Origin of the sequence: Leptolyngbya sp. FACHB-261, from assembly GCF_014696065.1 — a bacterium.
In the GTDB taxonomy this organism is placed as follows: domain Bacteria; phylum Cyanobacteriota; class Cyanobacteriia; order FACHB-261; family FACHB-261; genus FACHB-261.
Window position 1 is genome coordinate 610,455 of record NZ_JACJPL010000027.1, and the last position, 21,080, is coordinate 631,534.

Genomic DNA, 21,080 nt, shown 5'->3' on the forward strand with positions numbered 1-21,080 from the left:
TTAGATAGAAACGTTCTGCCTATCAATCGTCAGGTATCGTAGGAAATGGCATGATAAGATCGCCAGATAACCTTAATGTCAGCTCGTGAACAATCAGTAGACATCAGTAGGTATCTCCAATGAAAGAATTTCAACTCCAAGGCATTAATCATCTTGCTCTCGTATGCAAGGACATGACCCGCACTGTTGATTTCTACTGCAATACCTTAGGTTTACGTCTAATAAAGACAATCCAAATGCCTGAAGGAGGACAACACTTCTTCTTTGACATTGGAAATGGTGATGCACTGGCTTTCTTCTGGTTTCCCCAAGCTCCTGAGGCCGCACCAGGTATCGCATCTGTAAATCCAGCGGCAATGCAAACGGGTGACATCAGAACTGCGCATGGTTCAATGAATCATGTCTCTTTCAACGTTGCACCTGAAGAACTAGAAGAGTATCGAAATCAGCTAGTCGCTAAAGGCGTCCAAACAACACCAATTTTGCACCATGCCGATGTGCCCTCCGGTTACGTTCCAGAAGCGGATGAGAGCACCTTCCTATCTTCCTTCTACTTTTTCGACCCAGATGGCATTCTCCTAGAGTTTGCAGCAACAGTTCGTGAATTGGGCCATCCCGAACGAGACCTTAACCATATGGCCGCAATGCCCCAAGCCTAGCTGGGGCCTGGAACAGTGCAGACAACTTCGCTCATAGTTGAGTGGAGAAACAAAACCCAAGAGCCACAGACTTTACAGGTCTAAGACGACACTGCACTGGAATAGCACAATCGCCTGATAAAGTAAACGAGACATGTAAGCTACCAAAGATGAAGCCGGAACTATTGATAGCCATTGTGTCAGGACTCATTACACTATTGGCTTCATCTTTGGTAGCTATATATCAAGCACGCACTGAATTTCGAAAACTAACTAGACAATTAGAGCAGAAATACACAACATCGTTATTTGACAAACGACTTGAAGTATATCCAGTTCTCTTCAAGGCACTCAATGACTTCAACAATGTAATTGAGTATGATTCTCCGAGTAAGCAACACCTCGTTGAACTTCAGAAGCAATACGACACTTGGATTTCTTCTCACGCTATTCTGCTGACTCCAACGACAGCCCAAGTAGTCTGGGGCTATCATAACTACTTGATTGACTTGCTAGAGCAGCATCATGACATTCCCCTACCCCAAGAGCGCTGGGTCGAGATCAGAAATATACAGATTGTTATTACTAAGTTTTTACGGTCAGAGATAGGTGTATTTGACACAACAGCAGCCGGTATCCCTGACCTTGAAAAGCCTTATGTTAAAATGATAATCGACAAGTTGCATCAAAGCTCGAAGAAAATTCGCAGTCGATTTGGTTATTGAAGAGTTCGTTAGCAAACACTATACATTGAGGAGAATAAACTTGAGTAATAAAATCAGACAAAACAATCGTAGCCTAACACCGCGCTGCACAGAAACATCCAAAAATCGTTGACTGAGTTTCAGAGGTTATCTGCGTCCAGTTAGCTTAAGCGTTAGGCGTATTTGCTAATTGCATCTTAATTGAAACTATGCAGATTCATGATTGCGTGAAACGGGGAGACATTGCAGGAGTAGCACGCCAGCTCGCTAATGGTATTGATGTTAATGCTGTAGAGCAATATTCCTTGCAGACCCCATTAATGTGTGCAGTAATCAGTGCAGATGCAGATACCGACATGCTTCGGTTCCTTGCAAGAAACGGTGCTAATGTCAACGCGGCTGGCGGAGAATTTCAACAAACCGTGCTTAGCTTAGCAGTGCAATCAGGAAACCTTGATAAAGTTCGGTTCCTTCTAGATGTTGGCTCGAACATCCACTGCCGAAGACCGAATGGCTATAGTGCATTGATTGATGCTATGTATGATCGAAACATTTCAAAAGCTGCAAACTTAATACCCATTTTGAATTTATTAATTGAGAGGGGTGCCAAAGTCAATCGTGTCAACGGTAATGGAGAGTCTGCGCTTGAAGTTGCCTCAAGAGTAGGAAGATTTGATGCTGTCAAGGTTTTACTAGCCGCAGGCGCCGATCCCACTCAACTAGAATGGACTGGGTTAATGCATGAAATTGCCCTAGGAAGTCTAGATGGGGTAAAGGCTTTACTGGATCAAGATGCTGATCTTTCTGCGCGTGACCGTTGCGACAGAACGCCCTGGCTCTTAAGCCTTCAAGTAGGCGACTTGGATAAGGCAAAGTTACTCCTTCTATCAGGAGCAGATCCAAGTGATTGGGCACCTTGTGGAAAGTTAACACTGATGTACCCTATCGAGCATAACAGGGCTGACATCCTAGAGTGGTTGATTGAAGAAGGATTTGATATCGAAGCTACCGCTGGCTGCGATATTACCCCTCTCATGATGGCAGCAGAATACGGTGCTACTGACTGCGTAGATGTCCTTCTTAGAAATGGTGCCAATCCATCGCGTGTCAATATTTCAGGTGAAACAGCGATTAAAATCGCTAGTGATATTCCAATTGTAAGGATGCTCGTTCAAGCAGGCGAAGATTTGAGTGATATTAGTGATGAGGCTCGTCAGCTTCTTTTAGGAGTTGGTGGTCAAGACCTGCAAGTGTCACAGGAGCAGTACTTAGCGGGAAGATATCGGAGATTTGGTAACAAGAATCCAGAACTAATGGAAGTCGATTTCTGGAAGGCAATGATTCGTTGCAATAGGCCTGCATATGTAGCACGAGACAGCTTCGCTCAAACAAATAACTGTAATGAGCCAGTATGGGGCTACCAACGATTTGGCAGAACAATTACAGAGTTGCCGGACGGAAGAATCGTTGAAATAGCTGGTGAGCATGAAGACTACTATGACTCTAACTTCTGTATATATAACGATGTTGTAGTTTATCAGAGTGACGATACTTTTAAGATTTTTGGTTATCCTAAGAATATCTTTCCTCCAACTGACTTCCATACTGCGACATTAGTTGGAAATCATATATATATCATTGGAAATTTAGGCTACCAAAACGAGAGAATCCATAATGAAACACCAGTTTATCGGCTTTACTGTGACACATTCAGAATAGAAAAGATTGAAACTACTGGAGATAAACCCGGATGGATTAGTCGGCATAAGGCTTACTACAAAGAGTCAGCTAAAATATATGTCACCGGCGGTAAGATTGCCACCATGATGAGCGGCAAGGAGAAATATATTGAAAACTCTGTGAATTACACTTTGGACTTGACGAACTTAAGCTGGAGTCACATAGATGCTTAACCAACATTTGCACCACACGGCAACAAAGATTTAGATATCTTGACGGCTCTACACTCGATCAACAAGCGTTTGCTCGACTACAATTCGAAGTATCCATCAGTGGCGAGCTGTCAGGTGTAGCGTCAATATGGAGAACTTTGAGAAGAATGCGCTGAAACTGAGATTAAAGCGCTATAACAAGATCCGCGACACCATGTGGAGCGGGATGCACTGGCATGATTGGATAGAACCTATAGGGCTGGTCATTTTCATGTGCTTCTACATAGGTTTTGAGGGCGATAAAAGTTTTGGGTGGTTTATAGCCCAGTTATTAATAATAGGTTGGGTCATGCATCAGGTGCAAAAATTGCACAGGCGCATGGACGCTCTGATCGAAGGCATAGGTAAAGATGAGATTGAGAGACGATTGACCTCAAAATTTAGAATCGAAAACTGAGGCTCCTGCAAGTTTTAAAAAGTTGCAGTCACAGCACAACATAGTCCCGAACAGAAAGCTTCAGGAAAGCCTAGCCAACCCCTTCTGTGTGAGCTAACACTAATCCAACTGCAACTGAGTTGCTTTTTTCTCCGGTACCTCAATAGCTAGGGGCAGCGTCACCGTGAAGGTTGAACCAACCCCCACCTCAGAGACAAGCTGAATCTCCCCTCGCAAAAGCTTAACCAAGCGCGAGACAATCGCTAAACCTAAACCAGTGCTATTGGCAATATAGGACTTGTCGATTGCAGGAACTCGGAAATAGGGATCAAAAATGCGAGCCTGATCCTCTAACTCAATGCCAACCCCAGTATCTTTTACAGTAATCGACCAACATTGCCCCGGCTGACTTTGACAAGTTAGGGAAATAGAACCGGATTGAGTGTAGCGGATTGCATTGCTCAAAAGATTGGTGAGAATCTGCTGCAAGCGTAAGGGGTCAGTCACAACCTCCTCAGGCGCATCCTCACAGTTGACAACCAGTTCTAAATCTTTGGAACAAGCCAGAGGCTCAACCATCTCAACGACATTATTGACCAATCCACGCACATCAGTTTGGTTAGGATGCAAACGCATTTCCCCCGCTTCGCAGCGCGAGATCTCCAGCGCATCATTGATCAAATGTAGTAGTTGACGCCCACTATTCAGCACCCGTTGTACATGCTCTAGATTGGGAAAGGAATCTCTGACCTCAGATGCACTACGATGTGAGCGAAGAAACAGATCCGAATAGCCGATGATCGAAGTCAGAGGTGTCTTGAGCTCGTGGGCGAGGTGCGAAAGATTATCTTGATTGGCCCGAAGCAACCGGGTTAGCTCCTGATTAGTCAGAGTTAGTTGGCTCTGTAGTTGCTCCAGCTCTTTTAAGCGAGTCTCCGTATAGCTTTTGAAGCAACGGGCAATGGCCTCATCAATTACAGCATCCGTTAAACGGATCACCCGAAAAACTTCTAGAGCGGATGCTTCCATCAAATCTGCTTCCAACATCGAAGAGATCACCGAGCGCAACAGCCGGTATTCTCGTGCAATTTCTAAAGGCTCAAACCCCTGTTCAGCTCGCAGGATCCCGTGTTCTAAACTCGTTTCCACCAACAACTGAGTGTCGTTGCTCTCAGACTGAGATAGCACCGTCGCTAGAGCCTGCAAAACGCGCGGCAGGCTATCTCTCACAGCTTTGTAAGGCAGAGAGTTAACACTCTCGATTTGACTATCTTGCTGGACAGCTTCGACCCAATGCTCAATGATGAGGTCACTCTTTTCTCGTAGCAATTTACTAAAATCAATCATGACCCATCCGCAGTCTAAAAGCAGGCAAGACATTTCCTGCTTCAGATTAGCTTAATAACTGGCCTCGAAAAAATATGCCTGCGGACTGATTAAAAACAAAGAGATATAAGCTCCACCTCCTGACGAAAAACATCAACACCCAGTTGAAATTATTGCCAAGCTCAGACGAAAACTCGACTGCGACAAATTATTAAATTCAAGCTGTTTTTAGAATCTAATCCAGAAGCATGTGTTGCTACAAATAATCTTCTAGGCCGCAAGGAAATGTAGGGGAGAAAAATTCTGGAGGTCTCTTCTAGGAATCTAACAGCTAGCTATTGCTGTCACTAAGCTGAGTTGTCGTCAATTCATGACTATCCTATGACCCAACCAGTAAGCGCAGCATCTTGACATAAATGCAAATGTAGTAGAGAGCACTTTTTTGACTACTATCGTTAAACAATCCCTAAGGTTCTCTATACCTTATCTATCTCTGGATGAGTAGACACATAATAACTATGGTGATATGGTCCCATTGTGCAGGGTCAATGCTCTACCATTTTAGCTTCTTAATCCTAAAAAGCTAAAAGAATGAGCGCGGTGTTGCTAATTGTGGTTTAAGTCAGGAGTTAAGAAATGCAGGAGTTCCAGGTAACACTGCAACAAATTGCGCAGGATATTGGCACGTATGTCCCTAGTATCTTAGGGGCCGTGCTCATGTTAGTGGTGGGGTGGCTACTGGCGCTGGCCCTCTCCGCACTGACTCGTGGGATTCTAAATCGCACATCAATCGATAATCGGTTGGCAGCTATGCTCACCGGCGAGTCAGGCCGCCGCTCACCTATTGAGATCGAGAAGTGGGCCGCTACTGCCGTCTTCTACTTAGTGTTACTGCTGGTTCTGGTCGCTTGTCTCAATGTTCTTAATCTACCAGCAGTCACGACTCCTCTAACTAATCTACTCAACCAGGTCTTTGTCTTTCTGCCCAAGCTTTTGGGGGCAGGCATTTTGCTCCTGGTTGCTTGGGTATTAGCAACGGTGCTACGCCTAATTGTTGAGCGAGCACTACGAGCAACCAATCTAGACGAACGCTTAAGTGCCCAAGCTGGCATTAATCAACCTCGTCGCTATTCTCGGCTAATTGACCCCGCCGAAACTACGCCTGCAACAACTGCGCCTGATACAACGACTCAGGTTTCAGTCAGCGAAACACTGGCTAATGCTGTCTACTGGTTTGTCTTTCTTCTCTTTCTGCCCGCGATTCTAAGCACCTTACAACTGAATGGCTTACTACAGCCTGTGCAGAATCTGCTCAATGAAATTCTGGCAATGCTGCCTAACATTCTGGCAGCTGGCATCATCCTGGTGGTGGGCTGGCTGTTAGCTCGTATTGTGCGAGGCATTGTCACGAATTTGGCAGCAGCCGTTGGTCTGGATCAGGTAGGCCGTTCAGTTGGCATGGATGCTGGGATTGGCGGGCAATCGCTCTCTGGTCTGTTGGGCATCGTGGTCTACGCGCTGATTCTGATCCCAACTGTGATTGCAGCGCTCAATGCTCTGCAAATTGCAGCCATTTCTCAGCCCGCAACCAACATGTTGAACGCCATCCTGTTGGCGATTCCTCAGATTTTCGCGGCGGCGTTGGTTTTGGGAATTGCTTATGTGGTGGGGCGCTTAGTTGCGGGTCTGGTGACGAGTATTCTCACCGGCTTTGGCTTCAATAATGTTCTGGCCTGGCTGGGTGTGACCGACCGTCCAGCGGGTGCCGCCACTGTCAATCAGGCAGCTAGTGGCACTGCTGATGATTTGCCACCGCCGCCTTCGGTGCCCAGTACAGCACCACCAGATACAACCACTCGAATTCAAACTACGACTCAAGTCCAGCCCCCTCAGCCGAGTGCCTATCCAGCAACCACACCGGTAAGGGTACAGACCCAAGCACCCAAAACGCCTTCAGAAATTGCGGGCACGCTGGTGTTAGTTGGCATTATGCTCTTTGCTGCGGTGGAAGCCGCTAATTTGCTAGGTTTCGTGGTGCTAACCAGTGTAGTCGCGCAGTTTATTGAGTTTGCTGGACGGGTGGTGCTGGCTCTCGTGATCTTCGCACTGGGTCTGTATCTAGCTAATCTGGCCTACACCGTGATCTGGAGCGCGCGCAGCCAACAGGCGAAATTCCTAGCTCAAGCTGCTCGGGTGGCAATTCTGATTCTGATTGGTGCCATGGCACTGCAACAGCTCGGCATCGCCAGCAGCATCGTTAATTTAGCCTTCGGCTTGCTATTTGGAGCAGTCGCAGTCGCGGTGGCTATTGCCTTTGGTCTAGGCAGCCGCGAGATTGCCGGTCGAGAGCTGAACAATTGGCTGCAAGAGTTCCGCGCCAAACAATAGCTGCACATTGAACCGGCTTCGGAGACAGAGCACATCACGTCCCTATTCAGTGCTCCTCTTAAGCGCAGATGTGACTTCAGCTTGCAGTTCAGCCAGGTTCCGTTACACACAAATTAGAGGCTATTTTCCCAGGTTTCACCTGTGAGCATTAGGCGTGAGTCTTGGACGAGTGAACCTAGCTCAAAAGATTGCCAAAGATTGGGTAACGGACCTGTCTCGTCTTGCTCTTTCGTGTCCTGGCCTCGCATATTTCAGAGATTTCAGAGCTAACGACCATGACGAATTCCCCTCCTCCTGATCCCCGTTCGCCTCAAAATCAGCCCATAGGATTCGATGAAGCTCTCGCCGTTTTTATTGCTCTGACTGTCTTGGGTGGCATCTTTTTCTGGTCGATCAACCAGGGCGAACGGGGTTCTGATTTACTAGGAACTCCATTGATCTCAGCACCTGCCCCAGCTGCTTCATCAGCCATTCTGGCTCCCACAGACCCAGCAATATCTGATGTTGTGCCTGTCGATCCAACTGATGAGCTGCCGCCAGAGAATCTCGATACCACATCTCAATTGCCGACCGTGCTGCCTATACCCGCAGGGCGATTGCCAGTTGAGCCGCGGTCGAGTCGGTACACCACTTCAGAGCAAGAGCAATCGACTGCAGTGGTACCCGTCCCCGTTTCACCCGCCCCAGCCACGCCTGCCGTGTCAAGCTTTTCAGATGTGCCTACAGATTATTGGGCACGTTCGTTCATTGACGCTTTGGCAGTGCGCAATATCATTACCGGTTTTCCAGATGGCACATTTCGGCCCAATCAAGCAGTTACCCGCGCTGAATATGCCTCCATTCTTGAAAGGGCTTTTGGTACTTCAGCCAGTAGCCCAACGGGTCAAGGCACAGCCAGAAGTTTCAAAGATGTTCCCAGCAATCATTGGGCAGCCAATGCCATCCGTGAGGCTGATCAAACGCAGTTCCTAAAAGGCTATCCCAATGGTGTTTTCCAGCCTGAGCAAGAGATTTCCAGAGTGCAATCTCTGATTGCTTTAGCCAATGGCCTGGGTCTATCGGCGGGCACCCCTGCGGCAACTACGGTACAGGTTTATCAAGATGCGTCCCAAATTCCAAATTACGCCACTGACAAGGTTGCTGCAGCAACTCAGGCAGAGCTAGTTGTTAACTATCCAGAGACGAATCTCCTCAAGCCTAACCAGGTGACTACTCGGGCTGATGTGGCTGCTTTCATTTACCAAGCACTAGTTCAACAGGGTAAGGCAGAAAGACTAAACTCAAACTATGTAGTCCGACCATAGGTTCGGCCATAGGTCTCTAGTTCATTAACAGGCCAATGAACAGTAACATTGCCCTATTTTAGGCATCAAAAAAGTTTGGTTCTGGCTGAGAAATTCCATTCCTAAAAACCTTGCAGCTAGCTACAGGCTCACCTTCGATAGTCAAAGTTTTTTAAAGGATAGTTTTCTAGAGGTTGTCCTCTACTACTCGACGAAGCGTTAGGGCAGTAGAGGACGACTAGCCATAACTACCGTTCTGGAAAGTGCTCCACCAGAAAGCGGAGACCCGCAGCGATGTCGTACCAGTGATAACGATGTGGTTCTCTTTCAAGTTGGGTATCAAGAATTTCAGCTAGAGTGCTCAGAACTTGGTGGATACCATGCTGGTCCACTAGGTCTTGGAGCAATTTTTTGGCTTCGGGCGTAGGCACTTCGTAGCTCCTGTCAGGGTAAAGCAGCAGGGAATCACTGACCCAGAAACCTTACCAAGCCCCGAGTTGGTCAACTAGAGCATCAGGTGCTCGAATATACACCAATTAGAGCAACTTTCATCTCCTATAACTGCTCCACGAAAGCTCTCACAACTGTGGACAGAACTTGTACCAGATTAGCTGCCCCCAAGCACTCAGACCTAAAGGTCTGAGTGCTTGGACCGCCTGCAATTTTAATTCTGTCCTTGCCCTGAGTGCCCGTTCCCTGGCATTGCACCAGCCGAGCTAGCTCCAGATCGTGAATTTATTCTCAGCATGGAAAAGTTTATCTATCGGACGAAGGCAAATTCACTCGATAGTTAGGTGCGCTTGGACAGTTCTCAGTAGAGGCTGGATAAAAATACCAGATCAAAAAAATGGTTAAACAACTATACGAAACCTGTGACGAAACCCTAAGAGCGCTGCTTGAGCAATGTTTAATGACCCGCGTGCCTGCACTCGACGATCTGCCAGGCTTGGTCATTACTAGCCCCTCCCCCTGGGTAACTACCCAACTCATGGAATACGCGGTGTACCTGTCAATTTTTCTAGAAGCGCTTGCAGGCACAACTAACGTCGCTGTTGCGGATGAAGAAGGACTACACCGCTTCAACAGCACCGAGGTTTATGTTTGGTGGCAGGCAACGTCTAGAGCAGCCTAGGTCTTAGAGCTTAGACCTAAAAGCTGAGAGCTAAATACCTTGAGCCCGATGCTGAGCAAGTTCAGCATCGGGCTCAAGGTATATCAGGTTCAAACTATTCAGGGGTCTCAGGTTCCCCTTTGGTCAGGACCTAGGCCAGCTAATTAGCTGAGGTCTTGAGACAACTGCGTCCAGGCTGCTTCCAGCGCTTCTTTTAGCTTGCTAGGCTCGCGACCACCGGCTTGAGCTAAGTTGGGTCGCCCACCACCCCCACCACCGCACAGCCTGGCAATACCGCCAATAAACTTGCCGGCTTGGAGACCCTTTTTGATTACAGAAGGACTGAAGGCAGCAACTAAGCTGACCTTATCAGCTTCAGGGACTGAGCCGAGGATCACAGCGCCTTCGCCCAGCTTTTGCAGCAGACGTTCGGCAGCAGTTTTTAGAGCTTCCGGGTCACTATCGCCCAAATTTGCGACCAGCACCTTGAAGTCTCCTACGGCTTGGGCCTGCTCCAGCAGAGTCTCAGAACGGGCGATGGCTAGCTCACTCTTGAGCGCTTCCAGTTGCTTTTGCGCACCCTTGAGTTCTTCTTGAAGACTCGTGATCCGGGCAGGGATTTCTTCAGGTTTGACTTTGAATCGGTCACTGAGATCGCGCACCACACTATCGCGCAGGGTCAGGTATTCCAAGACAGCTGAGCCTGCAATTGCCTCAATCCGGCGAATACCGGAGGCGACCCCCGTTTCTGCCACGATTTTGAATAGGCCAATCTCGGCAGTGTTGTTGACATGGGTGCCGCCACACAGCTCCATCGAAACCCCTGGCACGTCGATTACCCGGACCTGTTCGCCGTACTTCTCACCAAACATCGCTACCGCGCCTTTGGCTTTGGCCTCGGTAAGAGCCATGGTGCTGCTTTGCAGGCTGTGGGTCTCAGAGATCCACAGGTTGACCTGCTCCTCGATTTGCTGAATTTCAGCAGGGGTGAGAGGACGATTAAAGGTGTAGTCGAAGCGCAGTCGGTCAAAGGCCACCAGCGAACCGGCCTGCCCAATATTGGCGTCAATCAGTTGCTTGAGCGCTGCCTGCAATAGATGAGTGGCAGTGTGATGGGCTTGAGCGCGCCGCCGACAGGCCAAGTCAATCTGGGCAGTGACCGGATCACCGACCTTCAATTCACCCCGCTCCACGCGCCCGAAATGCACAAATAGACTACCGTCTTTCTTCACATCCTCAACGCGCACAACCACCGCGTCACCCAGAAGATAACCACGGTCACCGATCTGCCCCCCCGACTCGGCATAAAAAGGTGTTTGGTCCAGGACCACCTGCACCTCAGTGCCCACACAGGCAGACTGCACAGGTTCACCTCCAACCAAGAGCACTTGCACGGCTGCCGGGGTCGAGTTGTCCTTGTAACCCGTAAACTCAGTCGCCTGTAAGCTTGCAGCTAAACTATCGAGGCTGCCTTGAACAGTCAGGTCAACTGTTTCGTGGGCATCACGGGAGCGCTCACGGGCCTGCTCTAACTCTCGCTCGTAGCCAGCCACATCAATGCTGAGCCCTTCCTCTTCAGCAATCTCCTGCGTTAGCTCCACAGGAAAACCATAGGTGTCAAAGAGCGTAAAGGCATCCAGTCCTGTGATCTGCTTAGAAGTTTGGGTTTCGGGCCGCTCCAAAATCTCCGCCAGCAACTTCTCGCCGCGCTCCAGAGTCTTGAGGAAGCGTTCTTCTTCGCGCTGAAGTTCGGCCTTAATCGCTGTTTCTTTAGCACGCACCTGCGGATAAGCAGTTTCAGAAAGCGCAATCGCGGTCTCCGCCACCTCTGGCGTAAACACCCGTTCGATTCCCAGGAGCCTGCCGTGGCGCACCACCCGACGAATCAGACGACGTAGCACATAGCCTCGTCCAACATTCTCAGCTCGGATTTCATCGGCAATCATATGGACCACGGACCGCACATGGTCGCCAATCACTTTAAGTGAAGTCTTAGTGCGTTCATCGCCCTGGTGGTAGTCTACGCCAGCAATCTGAGCAGCCGTCTGGATGATCGGGAAGATCAGATCAGTTTCGTAGTTGTTGGCAACCCCTTGAAGCACCTGAGCTAGCCGTTCCAAGCCCAGGCCCGTATCAATGTTTTGCTTCTTAAGCGGTGTCAGGCTACCTTCGCTATCGCGGTTCAGCTCCATGAACACCAGGTTGTAGATCTCCAGGAAGCGGCTATCGTCTTCAAGGTTGATCGAGTCGTCGCCCGCTTCTGGTTTGAAGTCGTAATAGATTTCTGAGCAAGGACCACAAGGCCCCGTGTCCCCTGATTTCCAGAAGTTGTCCGAAGCACCAATGTGCTGGATGCGGTGTTCGGGAATGCCGACAACATCGCGCCAGATCTCGGCGGCCTCGGTGTCGCTGTCAACTCCGGGCAAGTCGCTCTTAAACACGCTGACCACTAAGCGCTCAGGGGGCAAGCCAAAGCCTTCCTCGGGATCTGTTAGCAGTTGCCAAGCCCAAGGAATGGCCTGCCGCTTAAAGTAGTCACCAAACGAGAAGTTGCCGAGCATCTCAAAGAAAGTGTGGTGCCGCGCCGTTCGCCCCACATTTTCAATGTCGTTCGTGCGCACACACTTCTGAGATGTGGTTGCTCGAGGCACAGCCGGTTCCTGCTGTCCCAGGAAAATCGGCTTGAAGGGCAGCATGCCAGCGATGGTCAGCAAAACGGTTGGATCCTCGGGCACCAACGAGGCACTCGGCAACACCGCATGTCCTCGTCTGGCATAGAAATCCAAAAATTTCTGACGGATTTGAGAACCGCTAAGGGATAGAGGGCCAGAAGCAGAGTTGGTCATGGGGCAAGCAGTGAGTGCGATAACGTCAGTGTTTTCTAGGAACGCCTTCTTTCAATTATGGTGTACAGCGACAGTTGCCGCCGACCAGCCAGGTTCACCAAAAGCTGCCGACTCACAGCTTGCAGCTTGCAACACAGCTCAAGGGGTCTCAGAGTTCAAGCCGTGTTAGTCAAACGAGTTGAAGTTGAGGGTAATACCCTCGGCTTACTTTTGGGTTGACTTCTCCACAAGGGTCCAGATACCCTCATCTGCATCCAGAAGCTTGACGCTCGGGTTCTAATGTACCGATGGCCTTATCTATTCTGTGGGGCCATTATGTTAGTGTTCGCGGTGCTTGCTCCCCCTGCCTTGTATCTACCATCCTCTAGGATTGCCGGTTAAGTCTGAATGCACGCCCTGATTCTTGCGGTGGGGAACCATGATTTCACTTCAACGGTGCTCGCCCAGTTGTGTGAGTTGACGAACTGTGCGCTCCAGACTGCTGACAATTCATGTGAAGCCCTGCAACTGATCCAAGCTCAACAGCCAGATGTTGTTATTGTGCAGGGGCAACTTGCAGATGGACCAGGAGTAGAACTGTGCCATCGCATTAAGGCTCAGCCTAAGCTTGCCTGGATCTATTGCCTGTTGTTACAAACTGAGACACCCGTAATTAAGGACAATGCCCTTGATGAGGCTAGAGTCGCCAGTTTTTTAGAGCAGGGAGCAGACGTGGTCCAAAACCAGGGTCTTACAGCTCGCCTCCTGCTAGCCCAGGTCCGCGTCGGCTTGCGCATCGTCTACAACCATCGCAGTTTGATGCGTACCAACGATCTACTGACCTCGATTGCTTTATCCGATCCGCTCACGGAACTGAACAACCGCCGAGCTCTAGATGGCGATTTACCCCGCCAGATCCAAAATGCGCGTAGCCGAGGCTTGCCTTTAAGCCTAATCATGCTTGATGTTGATTTGTTTAAGTCAATCAACGATCGTTACGGGCATTTGGCAGGTGATCGTGCCCTCCAATTATTAGCTAATCGTCTACAAAATAATCTGCGTTTTCATGACACGCTGTTTCGCTATGGCGGCGAGGAGTTTGTGATTATTCTGAGTAACACCGAGATAGAGGAAGCAGTGTTAGTTGGCAAGCGTCTGTGCCATCTGGTCAGTGCGCAACCGTTCGCTATCGATTCACAGATCAATCTGCGAATCACGATTAGTATTGGCACGGCTTATTTGCAAGAAAACGATAATGCCCAAGGTCTAGATTTGCTAAACCGAGCCGATCAAAATCTACTGCGGGCCAAGGCACAGGGGCGCAATCGCGTTGTCAGTTGTCTGCAAGCAGCAACTCCACCTGCGCCAACCTCTAATGTCAGCCTCAACTCTTAAACTTGACTTTTAAGATTTACACATTCACCACTTTATCCACCGTTTGATCCCGGTGTTGATCAATAGCAGCACAGCAATCTTCGACGCTGGCACGCTGGCGCATCTGCGCCAAGAGAGCTTTATAGGCACTGCTATGCTCAGTCATTAGCGTCCGGGCTCTTAGTGTTGCCCAACGTTCGTGCATCTCGGGGTTCAGGCGCTCACTACTGCCTTTGCGCAACTGTGACAGAGCTAAACGCAGTTGTAAGCGGTCGTCTGCGCCCCCCTGCGCATTGCCAAAAACCTGCTGTTCTGCAACTACACCCGCCATCCAAATTGCACAATAGCGCTCCAGCAATTGGGCCGAGAGTGTGCCAGCAGATAGCTGCGCTTCTAAGGCCGTACGGTCGAAAACCACACCTCCTGACCCACCCAGGCCACGGCGAAAAGTCTCCCAGGGGCTCAAGGTGTAATCAAGGATCGGCACTCCCGACAGATAAGCCACTAGAAAGTGACCCGCTTCATGGATTAAGACCCGCTCCCGCTGCTGGGGTGTTAACCAGTTCTGCAATAGATTGCCGCCGCGGCCTGCTAATACTAGCCGATCGGTCGCAAACAAGGCCATGCCCACCGCTACTGCCGCCGCAGGTACCACTGGACTGAGGTTCAGCAATGGCCCCAGCAAGGTTGAGAGAGTCAAGGTAAACACCGTGATCGCAATCAGGTTCAGGCTAGGGCTGCTCATAGGCTGGTCATGATTTGGGGATGGGGCAGAGGCGAGTAATACGAGGCTAGTAAAACGTTTGCAGGCTATCGCTGTCGCCCACGAAACGCCAGTGCCAGGGCTCGTAGGCCACACCTTGAGGGTTATCTTTCGGAAATGACAACTCAAAGCTGTAGCGCGCCGCATTCACTTGCAACCAGTGGTAAGCAGGCGTCTGCTCAAAGCTCTCGCTCAGGTCACTGCCTGCAGCGCCGTCACCAATGTCCACAGCGTAACCAGTATGGTGCTCGCTGTAACCCGGAGGGGCACTCACTTTGGCACGTTCGGCAGGGCGTTGGTCACGGTCGCGAGCCATCTCAAAAAACAGGCGCTTCTGGTCTTCAATACTACGAAACGCAGAAATAGGGACTAATTCAACGCCATCCGCTCTGGCTGCAGCTTGCATAGTTTTGAAGCGAGCTGCAGCCGTCGCCCGCATCATTAGCTCACGACCATCCCGACCAGAACCAATCGATTCCAGGCTAGTGAGGGGTGCTTCCTCAAACGGTCGATGCCCCAGCAGGGTCTTGGGCGCTTCCGCGGAGAAATCGGTGGAGGCCACAGCGCTAGCGGCAGCTGAGCTCGGCGTGGAAGCAGGAATAGACACTGACGCACCCGGTGCAACGCGGCGAGGGCCGACGACTACCCACACCCCAAACGCGGCTAAGCCGGTCAACACACCAGCGCTAATCGTCCAACCCAACCAGCGGATGGGCATCCCTTGTCGAACTGGTGCCGGGGGAGTTTTAGGCGGCTGCCGTTGGGCAACAGGAATATCATCGACCACAGCCGATTCAGTCACGTTGGGGTTCGCCCCTGTGCTCCGCCACCCCAGAAACCCGGAGCGGGGCTGGCGTGTAGGGTTTCTGGGAGGCATCATCGGGGTTACTCCTCTATCGGCTAACGAGCGCCTAGGTCAGCCAGGATATCTGTAGCATGGGTCTCGGTGTTGACAGTGCCCGCACCGTAAACCTTTTCGATCGTGCCTGCCTCGTCGATCACATAGGTGACTCTTTGAGCGTAGCCACTGTTGCCTTCAACATCGTAGGCCTTGATCATCTCGCCTGCGGGATCCGCTAGCAACGGGAAAGGCAGATTGTACTTACCCGTGAACTCTTGATGGGAGTCGAGGTCATCTTTGCTGACCCCATAGACCACAATGCCCTTGTCCAGATAGTCCTGGTAGGCCTCCCGAAAACTGCACGCCTGCTTGGTGCACCCAGGCGTGTCGTCCTTTGGGTAAAAATATAGGACAACCTTCTGGCCCGCTAACCCGGATAGGGAAACCGAGTTACCTCGGGTGTCTTTCAAGCTGAAATCTGGCGCTTGCTCGCCAACAACCAATGCCATGACAGGTTCCTCTGCATAAGGTCTCGACAGTAGCCAGGATTAGTATACTGAGGATGCTCACATCAGCAGGTCAGAGGTGAGAGGTCAGAAGCACTGACTGCCTCTGTTCCAGTTACCAGTTCCAGCTACAATTTCCGGCACAAGTTCCGTCACAAGTCTGCAACCCTGAAGGCGAGGCATTGGTTATGGCTGATCCCATCTCTCCCATTACCCTTCCTCCGGTTCAGGACGCCCAACAGGAAGCAGATTGGTTGGCAGAAGCCTTGCATCACTGGTTAGACGAAGAGTTTATTCCAGAACCAGTCAACGAGCAGATCGCTCGACGCGCAGCCCAAGTCTTTGCCCGACAGCGAATGGAAGGCGAAACAGACGTTGGCGAGCTCGTCGTGGCCATTGTCACAGAGATGCAGGCGTTCGACTTCTCAAAGAGCTTTTATAGTGAATTCGCCGTCGCTAACGCCGTCAGCGACCTATTACTAAGCAGCCTGGGGATTAACACCTGCTGCGGCTACTAGCTCAGAAATACACTGAGGCTCAGCAAGCCACAAAGGTGGAAATTCCCAGGCGCTAACTTGAATGCCAGGCCTACTTTGGTAACGTTCGGTAGGAACAGCAAGGTTTTAAAGCCCTGCCGGGGGTCTTACCAGCTCGACTTGGTTACACCTGGCAGCATACCTGCGTGAGCCATTTCCCGAAAAACGTGGCGAGACAGACCAAAATCCCGATAGACACCCCGTGGCCGCCCAGTCAAAGCACAGCGGTTGCGCAGACGGTTGGGGAAGCTGTTGCGGGGCAGTTGTTGAATTTGCCGTTGAACGTTGAGCTTTTCCTGCTGAGAGGTGGCGTCAGAGAACTGCTCTAGGAGGCTAGCGCGCTTGTCGGCATACTTATCAACTAGCTTCTGACGACGCTTTTCGCGCTCGATCATGCTCTTCTTGGCCATGAGTCCCCTTGCGTGAGTCCTTAAAAAAATTTGACAGCACCTCCCATAATAGCGAAGCCTGACCCGATACCAGGTTTGAATCGCCGCTAAATTTGGTGAGGGTTGCAAAAGTTGCACAATCGCCATGCTAGACTAGGGAGCCGGAAAAGACCACGCGGATGTGGTGGAATTGGTAGACACGCTATCTTGAGGGGGTAGTAGGCTTGCCTGTGCGAGTTCGAGTCTCGCCATCCGCATACCAGAAAGCTCAGGTTGTTCAAGTCTTTGTATCTCTTCTTAACTAGAGTGTTAAAGCCTGTTACAACTCTCCTGAAAATCCTAGAAGCCGCTCAGGCTGCGGAAAAAGCCGTGGTAGGATGCCCTCTGTAACGAAGGGCCATAGGAGACAAGAGCGTTGACTCTACGGGTTGCTGTAGTTGGGTCGGGTCCGGCAGGGTCTTCCGCCGCCGAGATTCTGGTCAAAGCCGGTATTGAAACTTATTTATTCGAGCGCAAGCTGGACAACGCCAAGCCCTGTGGCGGTGCGATTCCCCTGTGCATGGTCGAAGAGTTTGATCTACCACCTGAGATCATCGACCGCCGTGTGCGCAAGATGAAGATGATTTCCCCCTCCAACCTTGAGGTGGACATCAACATCGAAAAGGAAAATGAGTACATCGGCATGTGCCGCCGCGAAATTCTCGATGGCTTTCTGCGTGACCGGGCTGCTAAGTTGGGTGCCCAGATTATCAACGGTGTAGTCTACAAGCTCAACATCCGCGATAACGGCAACAAGCCCTACGTCCTGGACTACACCGACCTATCAGAGGGTGGCCCTGAAGGGGTGCAAAAGAGCCTTGAAGTCGACATGGTAATCGGGGCAGACGGCGCTAATTCCCGCATTGCTAAAGACATTGAAGCTGGGGACTACAACTACGCAATCGCCTTCCAGGAGCGCATCCGCATCCCGGACGACAAAATGAAGTTCTACGAAGACCGAGCGGAAATGTACTTAGGCGACGACGTTTCGCCCGACTTTTACGCCTGGGTATTCCCCAAGTACGACCACGTCGCCGTGGGCACTGGCACGATGAGGCCCAACAAAGCTCGCATCAAAGACCTACAGGCCGGGATCCGCGCTCGGGCTGCTGAGAAGTTACGGGGCGGCAAGATTATCAAAGTTGAAGCACACCCAATCCCCGAACACCCTCGTCCGGTGCGGGTACGGGGTCGTGTTGCACTCGTAGGCGATGCAGCAGGCACCGTGACCAAGTCCTCCGGTGAGGGCATCTACTTTGCTGCCAAGTCAGGGCGCATGTGCGCAGAAGCCATTGTGGAGTTTTCCGAAGGAGGCCAGCGCGTTCCCACTGAGGCTAACCTCAAGGTCTATTTGCAGCGTTGGGACAAGAAGTATGGCCTGACCTACAAGGTGTTGGACATCTTGCAAACGGTCTTCTACCGTTCGGACGCCACCCGTGAAGCCTTCGTAGAGATGTGTGCTGACCGCGATGTGCAAAAGATGACCTTTGACAGCTACCTCTACAAAACTGTGGTACCTGCGAATCCACTAGTGCAGTTAAAGGTAACTGCCAAGACACTAGGCTCCCTACTACGGGGCAGCGCTCTGGCTCCTTAGGCTCTGGCTTTCTAGCCTGAGTTGATTTCTGAACCAGCCCTTCTCCGAGGCGAGAGGGGCTTTTTTGATACAAAGCTTACTAAGACCCTCTGTACAATAGGTAGGTGGGGCTACCGGTCTTAGGCTTCCGTGCTTGATCGCCAAAATACCCACTATCCGCTACACCGCCAAGTTACCGATATCTTGAGAAGCTGGATTCAGGAACGACGTTTTGCCCCCGGCGACCGTCTACCCAGTGAATTCCAGCTCATCCGTGATTTTGGCGTGAGCCGGATTACGGTGCGCCGTGCCATTGGCAACCTGGTCCGTGAAGGGTTGCTGCGTGCCGAGCAGGGGCGAGGTGTCTTTGTGCAAGAAACACGTAAGGTTCGGCGCTCTCTAGCAGCTCACTTACGCTTTTTTGAAGACGAGATGCGCAGCCGCGGCATTGCGCCAGGGATCAAATCAATCTCCTATGAACGGATAGCCAGCAGCCCTTGGGTCGCTAGCAGCCTGCAACTATCACCAGGTGCGACGGTCTACTGCCAGACCAAAATTATTCTGGCGGACGGTCTGCCCATCGCCATTGATGTCACCTATCTGCCAGAACTGGTGGGGGGACAACTGGCCGAAGAGTTGCAAACCCAATTTGTCTATCCCACCTTAGAAAACCATCGCATCTCGGTAGAGCGAGTCCACCTGGTTTTAGAATGCACCCCTGCCGATCCGCAGACAGCGCGACATTTAGAAGTTGAAGTGGGTGCTTCTCTCTTGGTCGCTCGCTACACGGCCTACACCGTTGATGACTATCCGTTAATCTGTGGCGAAACTCTATCGAGGGCCGACCGCTACAGCTACTCGATTGATCTATTACGCACCCAATTGGGACAGGACGAAGGCTAATCGTCACGGTGCGAGTCAGCCTTCTGTGGCACACTGAACCAGTAGGAGGAGTTCACGCATCTTCTATATTTACAGCTCCTTGATTGACCTACTTCTGAGGACACCTTGATGTTTGGCTTAGGTTGGCCTGAGGTTGCGATTGTCTCAGTCGTAGCGATTCTAGTATTCGGTCCCAAGAAAATTCCTGAACTGGGAAGTGCGCTGGGACGAACCCTGCGCGGCTTCAAGGATGAACTCAAAAAGCCAGGGACCCACGAAGATTCCACCTCTGACTGATCTAGCAGTGGAGTGAAGGGCTCAGCTGCTGTTGGCGATCGGGAGCCAGACCCTAAACGTGCTGCCGCAGCCCAGTTCGCTCTGGACTTCGATCTCCCCGCCTTGCAAGTCCACCAACCGCCGGCTGATCGCTAAACCCAGCCCTGTACCGCCCGAATCACGGGAGCGGGAGCGGTCGGCGCGCCAGAAGCGTTCAAATACATGGGGCAGATCTTCCGGAGCGATGCCGGTTCCGGTATCGATGATCCAAATCTGTAGGCATGCATCACCGAGGTCAACCCCAATTGCGATCTCTCCAGTGTTGGTGTAGCGCAAAGCATTGCTTAAAAGATTGACCAGCATTGCTCAAGGCGGTCGGGATCGACGAGGGCTGAAGGCAGATTGACTGGCACCTTTAAGTAGAGTTCTGGCCCTCCCTCCGGAATTTGATTCCGGAAGCGGGCGATCAAATTGTCGAGCAAAGGGCGCAACTCGAGCGGTTGTAAATTGATCTTGAGATAGCCAGCCTCCGCTTGGGAAAGCTCCTGTAGGTCATTAACTAGACGGCGTAGGCGGGCTGACTCGCGAGCCAGACGCTCGTAGACGACAGGGGAAGGCTCAATCACCCCATCTGCTAGTCCCTCCAAAGAGCCCTCTAAAACCGTTAGCGGTGTGCGTAGCTCGTGGGTTAGGTCACTGATCAGTTCACGGCGTCGCTGTTCAACCCCCTCAAGGCTGGCAGCCATGTGATTGAAGCTCTGGCTGAGATGATCTAACTCTGGAACGCCATTGCGAGGGGCACGAGCTTGGAAGGAGCCCTCGGCAAACTGCTGAGTGACCTGCTCTAGATCAGTCAACGGGCGGACGATGCGACTGGCAACCAGATAACTCAGCCCCCGCCGCCGTTCCACCAACCACAAGCGACCAAGCAGCGCCGCGAGTCCAAGCGATTTCAAAGCCCTGCACCAACTTGGCTCTAACAACGCTCACGTTGCCACCTTCACTCGCGATCATCTCCTCTAGGTAGAGGATGAAAAAGTGGGGTGAGGAGTAGCGCCCTACGGCCAGCAGCGTCAACATTCCCACACTCATCACAATCAGGTGGGAGCAAAACAGGCGAAATTGCAGGCTCCAGCGATCCATAGCGAACGGGAGTTAATGGGTAGTCTTAAGGAGGTTTGACCCTGACCTAATCCTACGTTGCTGATCCAGACCCCTGAAAAGTTCAAGAGAATCTAGCGGAGGGTGGAGGACTTCACGGACAGCAATCGCCCATTCACTGAATCTTTACGGAC

General features: G+C 51.1%; 22 protein-coding genes and 1 tRNA gene. 13 read left to right on the forward strand and 10 right to left on the reverse strand.

Annotated elements, in window-relative coordinates; all coding sequences use genetic code 11:
- Nucleotides 1-119: 119 nt before the first annotated feature.
- The 4 genes from H6F94_RS22440 to H6F94_RS22455 all read left to right on the forward strand — a co-directional run bounded on the left by H6F94_RS22440 (nt 120) and on the right by H6F94_RS22455 (nt 3,691).
- Complete coding sequence (locus H6F94_RS22440; RefSeq protein WP_190804456.1) at nt 120-659, forward strand: VOC family protein; 540 nt, start codon at nt 120-122, stop codon at nt 657-659.
- Between the two features lie 149 nt (nt 660-808).
- Nucleotides 809-1,363: a hypothetical protein gene (locus tag H6F94_RS22445; RefSeq protein ID WP_190804457.1), complete on the forward strand. Its 555-nt coding sequence runs from the start codon at nt 809-811 to the stop codon at nt 1,361-1,363.
- A 188-nt stretch (nt 1,364-1,551) separates the two neighbouring features.
- Nucleotides 1,552-3,255, forward strand: a complete 1,704-nt coding sequence (locus H6F94_RS22450; RefSeq protein ID WP_190804458.1) for an ankyrin repeat domain-containing protein — start codon at nt 1,552-1,554, stop codon at nt 3,253-3,255.
- Between the two features lie 127 nt (nt 3,256-3,382).
- The gene (locus tag H6F94_RS22455) at nt 3,383-3,691 is read left to right on the forward strand and encodes a hypothetical protein (protein WP_190804459.1); all 309 of its coding nucleotides are present in this window, start codon (nt 3,383-3,385) and stop codon (nt 3,689-3,691) included.
- A gap of 99 nt (nt 3,692-3,790) precedes the next feature.
- Here H6F94_RS22455 and H6F94_RS22460 read toward each other — a convergent pair whose 3' ends face one another.
- The gene (locus H6F94_RS22460; protein WP_190804460.1) at nt 3,791-5,017 is read right to left on the reverse strand and encodes a sensor histidine kinase; all 1,227 of its coding nucleotides are present in this window, start codon (nt 5,015-5,017) and stop codon (nt 3,791-3,793) included.
- A 615-nt stretch (nt 5,018-5,632) separates the two neighbouring features.
- Between H6F94_RS22460 and H6F94_RS22465 the strand changes: the two genes are divergently transcribed.
- Together H6F94_RS22465 and H6F94_RS22470 are read left to right on the forward strand one after the other, a co-directional pair.
- Nucleotides 5,633-7,384, forward strand: coding sequence for a mechanosensitive ion channel (locus H6F94_RS22465; protein ID WP_190804461.1), 1,752 nt, complete (start codon nt 5,633-5,635; stop codon nt 7,382-7,384).
- Nucleotides 7,385-7,659: 275 nt separating this feature from the next.
- A complete protein-coding gene (locus tag H6F94_RS22470) occupies nt 7,660-8,688 on the forward strand; it encodes an S-layer homology domain-containing protein (RefSeq protein WP_190804462.1) in 1,029 nt (342 codons plus the stop codon).
- A 227-nt stretch (nt 8,689-8,915) separates the two neighbouring features.
- Here the strand turns inward: H6F94_RS22470 and H6F94_RS22475 are convergent, their stop codons facing one another.
- A complete protein-coding gene (locus H6F94_RS22475) occupies nt 8,916-9,098 on the reverse strand; it encodes a hypothetical protein (protein WP_190804463.1) in 183 nt (60 codons plus the stop codon).
- A gap of 416 nt (nt 9,099-9,514) precedes the next feature.
- Here H6F94_RS22475 and H6F94_RS22480 point away from each other — a divergent pair, with 416 nt between their 5' ends.
- Entirely contained in the window at nt 9,515-9,799 is a 285-nt protein-coding gene (locus tag H6F94_RS22480) for a hypothetical protein (protein WP_190804464.1), read from the forward strand.
- 143 nt (nt 9,800-9,942) lie between these two features.
- Here the strand turns inward: H6F94_RS22480 and alaS are convergent, their stop codons facing one another.
- A complete protein-coding gene (gene alaS / locus H6F94_RS22485) occupies nt 9,943-12,624 on the reverse strand; it encodes an alanine--tRNA ligase (RefSeq protein ID WP_190804465.1) in 2,682 nt (893 codons plus the stop codon).
- A gap of 387 nt (nt 12,625-13,011) precedes the next feature.
- Between alaS and H6F94_RS22490 the strand changes: the two genes are divergently transcribed.
- Nucleotides 13,012-13,998, forward strand: a complete 987-nt coding sequence (locus H6F94_RS22490) for a GGDEF domain-containing response regulator (protein ID WP_190804466.1) — start codon at nt 13,012-13,014, stop codon at nt 13,996-13,998.
- Nucleotides 13,999-14,014: 16 nt separating this feature from the next.
- Here the strand turns inward: H6F94_RS22490 and H6F94_RS22495 are convergent, their stop codons facing one another.
- Genes H6F94_RS22495 through H6F94_RS22505 form a run of 3 tightly spaced genes read right to left on the reverse strand, consistent with a single transcriptional unit; the run spans nt 14,015 to nt 16,090 of the window.
- The gene (locus H6F94_RS22495; RefSeq protein ID WP_190804467.1) at nt 14,015-14,722 is read right to left on the reverse strand and encodes a M41 family metallopeptidase; all 708 of its coding nucleotides are present in this window, start codon (nt 14,720-14,722) and stop codon (nt 14,015-14,017) included.
- Nucleotides 14,723-14,768: 46 nt separating this feature from the next.
- Complete coding sequence (locus H6F94_RS22500) at nt 14,769-15,620, reverse strand: M15 family metallopeptidase (RefSeq protein WP_242041335.1); 852 nt, start codon at nt 15,618-15,620, stop codon at nt 14,769-14,771.
- A 20-nt stretch (nt 15,621-15,640) separates the two neighbouring features.
- Nucleotides 15,641-16,090, reverse strand: coding sequence for a peroxiredoxin (locus tag H6F94_RS22505; protein WP_190804468.1), 450 nt, complete (start codon nt 16,088-16,090; stop codon nt 15,641-15,643).
- Nucleotides 16,091-16,275: 185 nt separating this feature from the next.
- Here H6F94_RS22505 and H6F94_RS22510 point away from each other — a divergent pair, with 185 nt between their 5' ends.
- Nucleotides 16,276-16,605 carry a DUF8822 family protein gene (locus H6F94_RS22510; protein WP_190804469.1) on the forward strand — a complete coding sequence of 110 codons (330 nt, stop codon included), beginning with the start codon at nt 16,276-16,278 and terminating at the stop codon, nt 16,603-16,605.
- A 125-nt stretch (nt 16,606-16,730) separates the two neighbouring features.
- Here H6F94_RS22510 and rpsN read toward each other — a convergent pair whose 3' ends face one another.
- Nucleotides 16,731-17,033: a 30S ribosomal protein S14 gene (rpsN, locus tag H6F94_RS22515; RefSeq protein WP_190804470.1), complete on the reverse strand. Its 303-nt coding sequence runs from the start codon at nt 17,031-17,033 to the stop codon at nt 16,731-16,733.
- Nucleotides 17,034-17,187: 154 nt separating this feature from the next.
- On the opposite strand from rpsN, the gene H6F94_RS22520 reads away from it, so the two are divergent.
- The 4 genes from H6F94_RS22520 (at nt 17,188) to H6F94_RS22535 (ending at nt 19,806) form a co-directional block, all read left to right on the forward strand.
- Nucleotides 17,188-17,269, forward strand: a tRNA-Leu gene (locus tag H6F94_RS22520).
- Between the two features lie 158 nt (nt 17,270-17,427).
- Nucleotides 17,428-18,648 (forward strand): geranylgeranyl reductase, encoded by a 1,221-nt coding sequence (gene chlP / locus H6F94_RS22525; RefSeq protein ID WP_190804471.1) that lies wholly within the window; start codon nt 17,428-17,430, stop codon nt 18,646-18,648.
- Between the two features lie 129 nt (nt 18,649-18,777).
- Nucleotides 18,778-19,530, forward strand: a complete 753-nt coding sequence (locus H6F94_RS33330; protein ID WP_190804472.1) for a GntR family transcriptional regulator — start codon at nt 18,778-18,780, stop codon at nt 19,528-19,530.
- A 108-nt stretch (nt 19,531-19,638) separates the two neighbouring features.
- Nucleotides 19,639-19,806, forward strand: a complete 168-nt coding sequence (locus H6F94_RS22535) for a twin-arginine translocase TatA/TatE family subunit (RefSeq protein WP_190804473.1) — start codon at nt 19,639-19,641, stop codon at nt 19,804-19,806.
- 21 nt (nt 19,807-19,827) lie between these two features.
- Here the strand turns inward: H6F94_RS22535 and H6F94_RS32540 are convergent, their stop codons facing one another.
- Genes H6F94_RS32540 through H6F94_RS32550 form a run of 3 tightly spaced genes read right to left on the reverse strand, consistent with a single transcriptional unit; the run spans nt 19,828 to nt 20,928 of the window.
- On the reverse strand, nt 19,828-20,148 hold the full coding sequence (locus H6F94_RS32540; protein ID WP_242041336.1) for a sensor histidine kinase: 321 nt from the start codon (nt 20,146-20,148) through the stop codon (nt 19,828-19,830).
- On the reverse strand, nt 20,130-20,696 hold the full coding sequence (locus H6F94_RS32545; protein WP_313949352.1) for a histidine kinase dimerization/phospho-acceptor domain-containing protein: 567 nt from the start codon (nt 20,694-20,696) through the stop codon (nt 20,130-20,132). Before H6F94_RS32545 ends, H6F94_RS32540 begins: the two co-directional genes overlap by 19 nt.
- Nucleotides 20,635-20,928, reverse strand: coding sequence for a hypothetical protein (locus H6F94_RS32550; protein ID WP_242041337.1), 294 nt, complete (start codon nt 20,926-20,928; stop codon nt 20,635-20,637). Before H6F94_RS32550 ends, H6F94_RS32545 begins: the two co-directional genes overlap by 62 nt.
- Between the last annotated feature and the right edge of the window lie 152 nt (nt 20,929-21,080).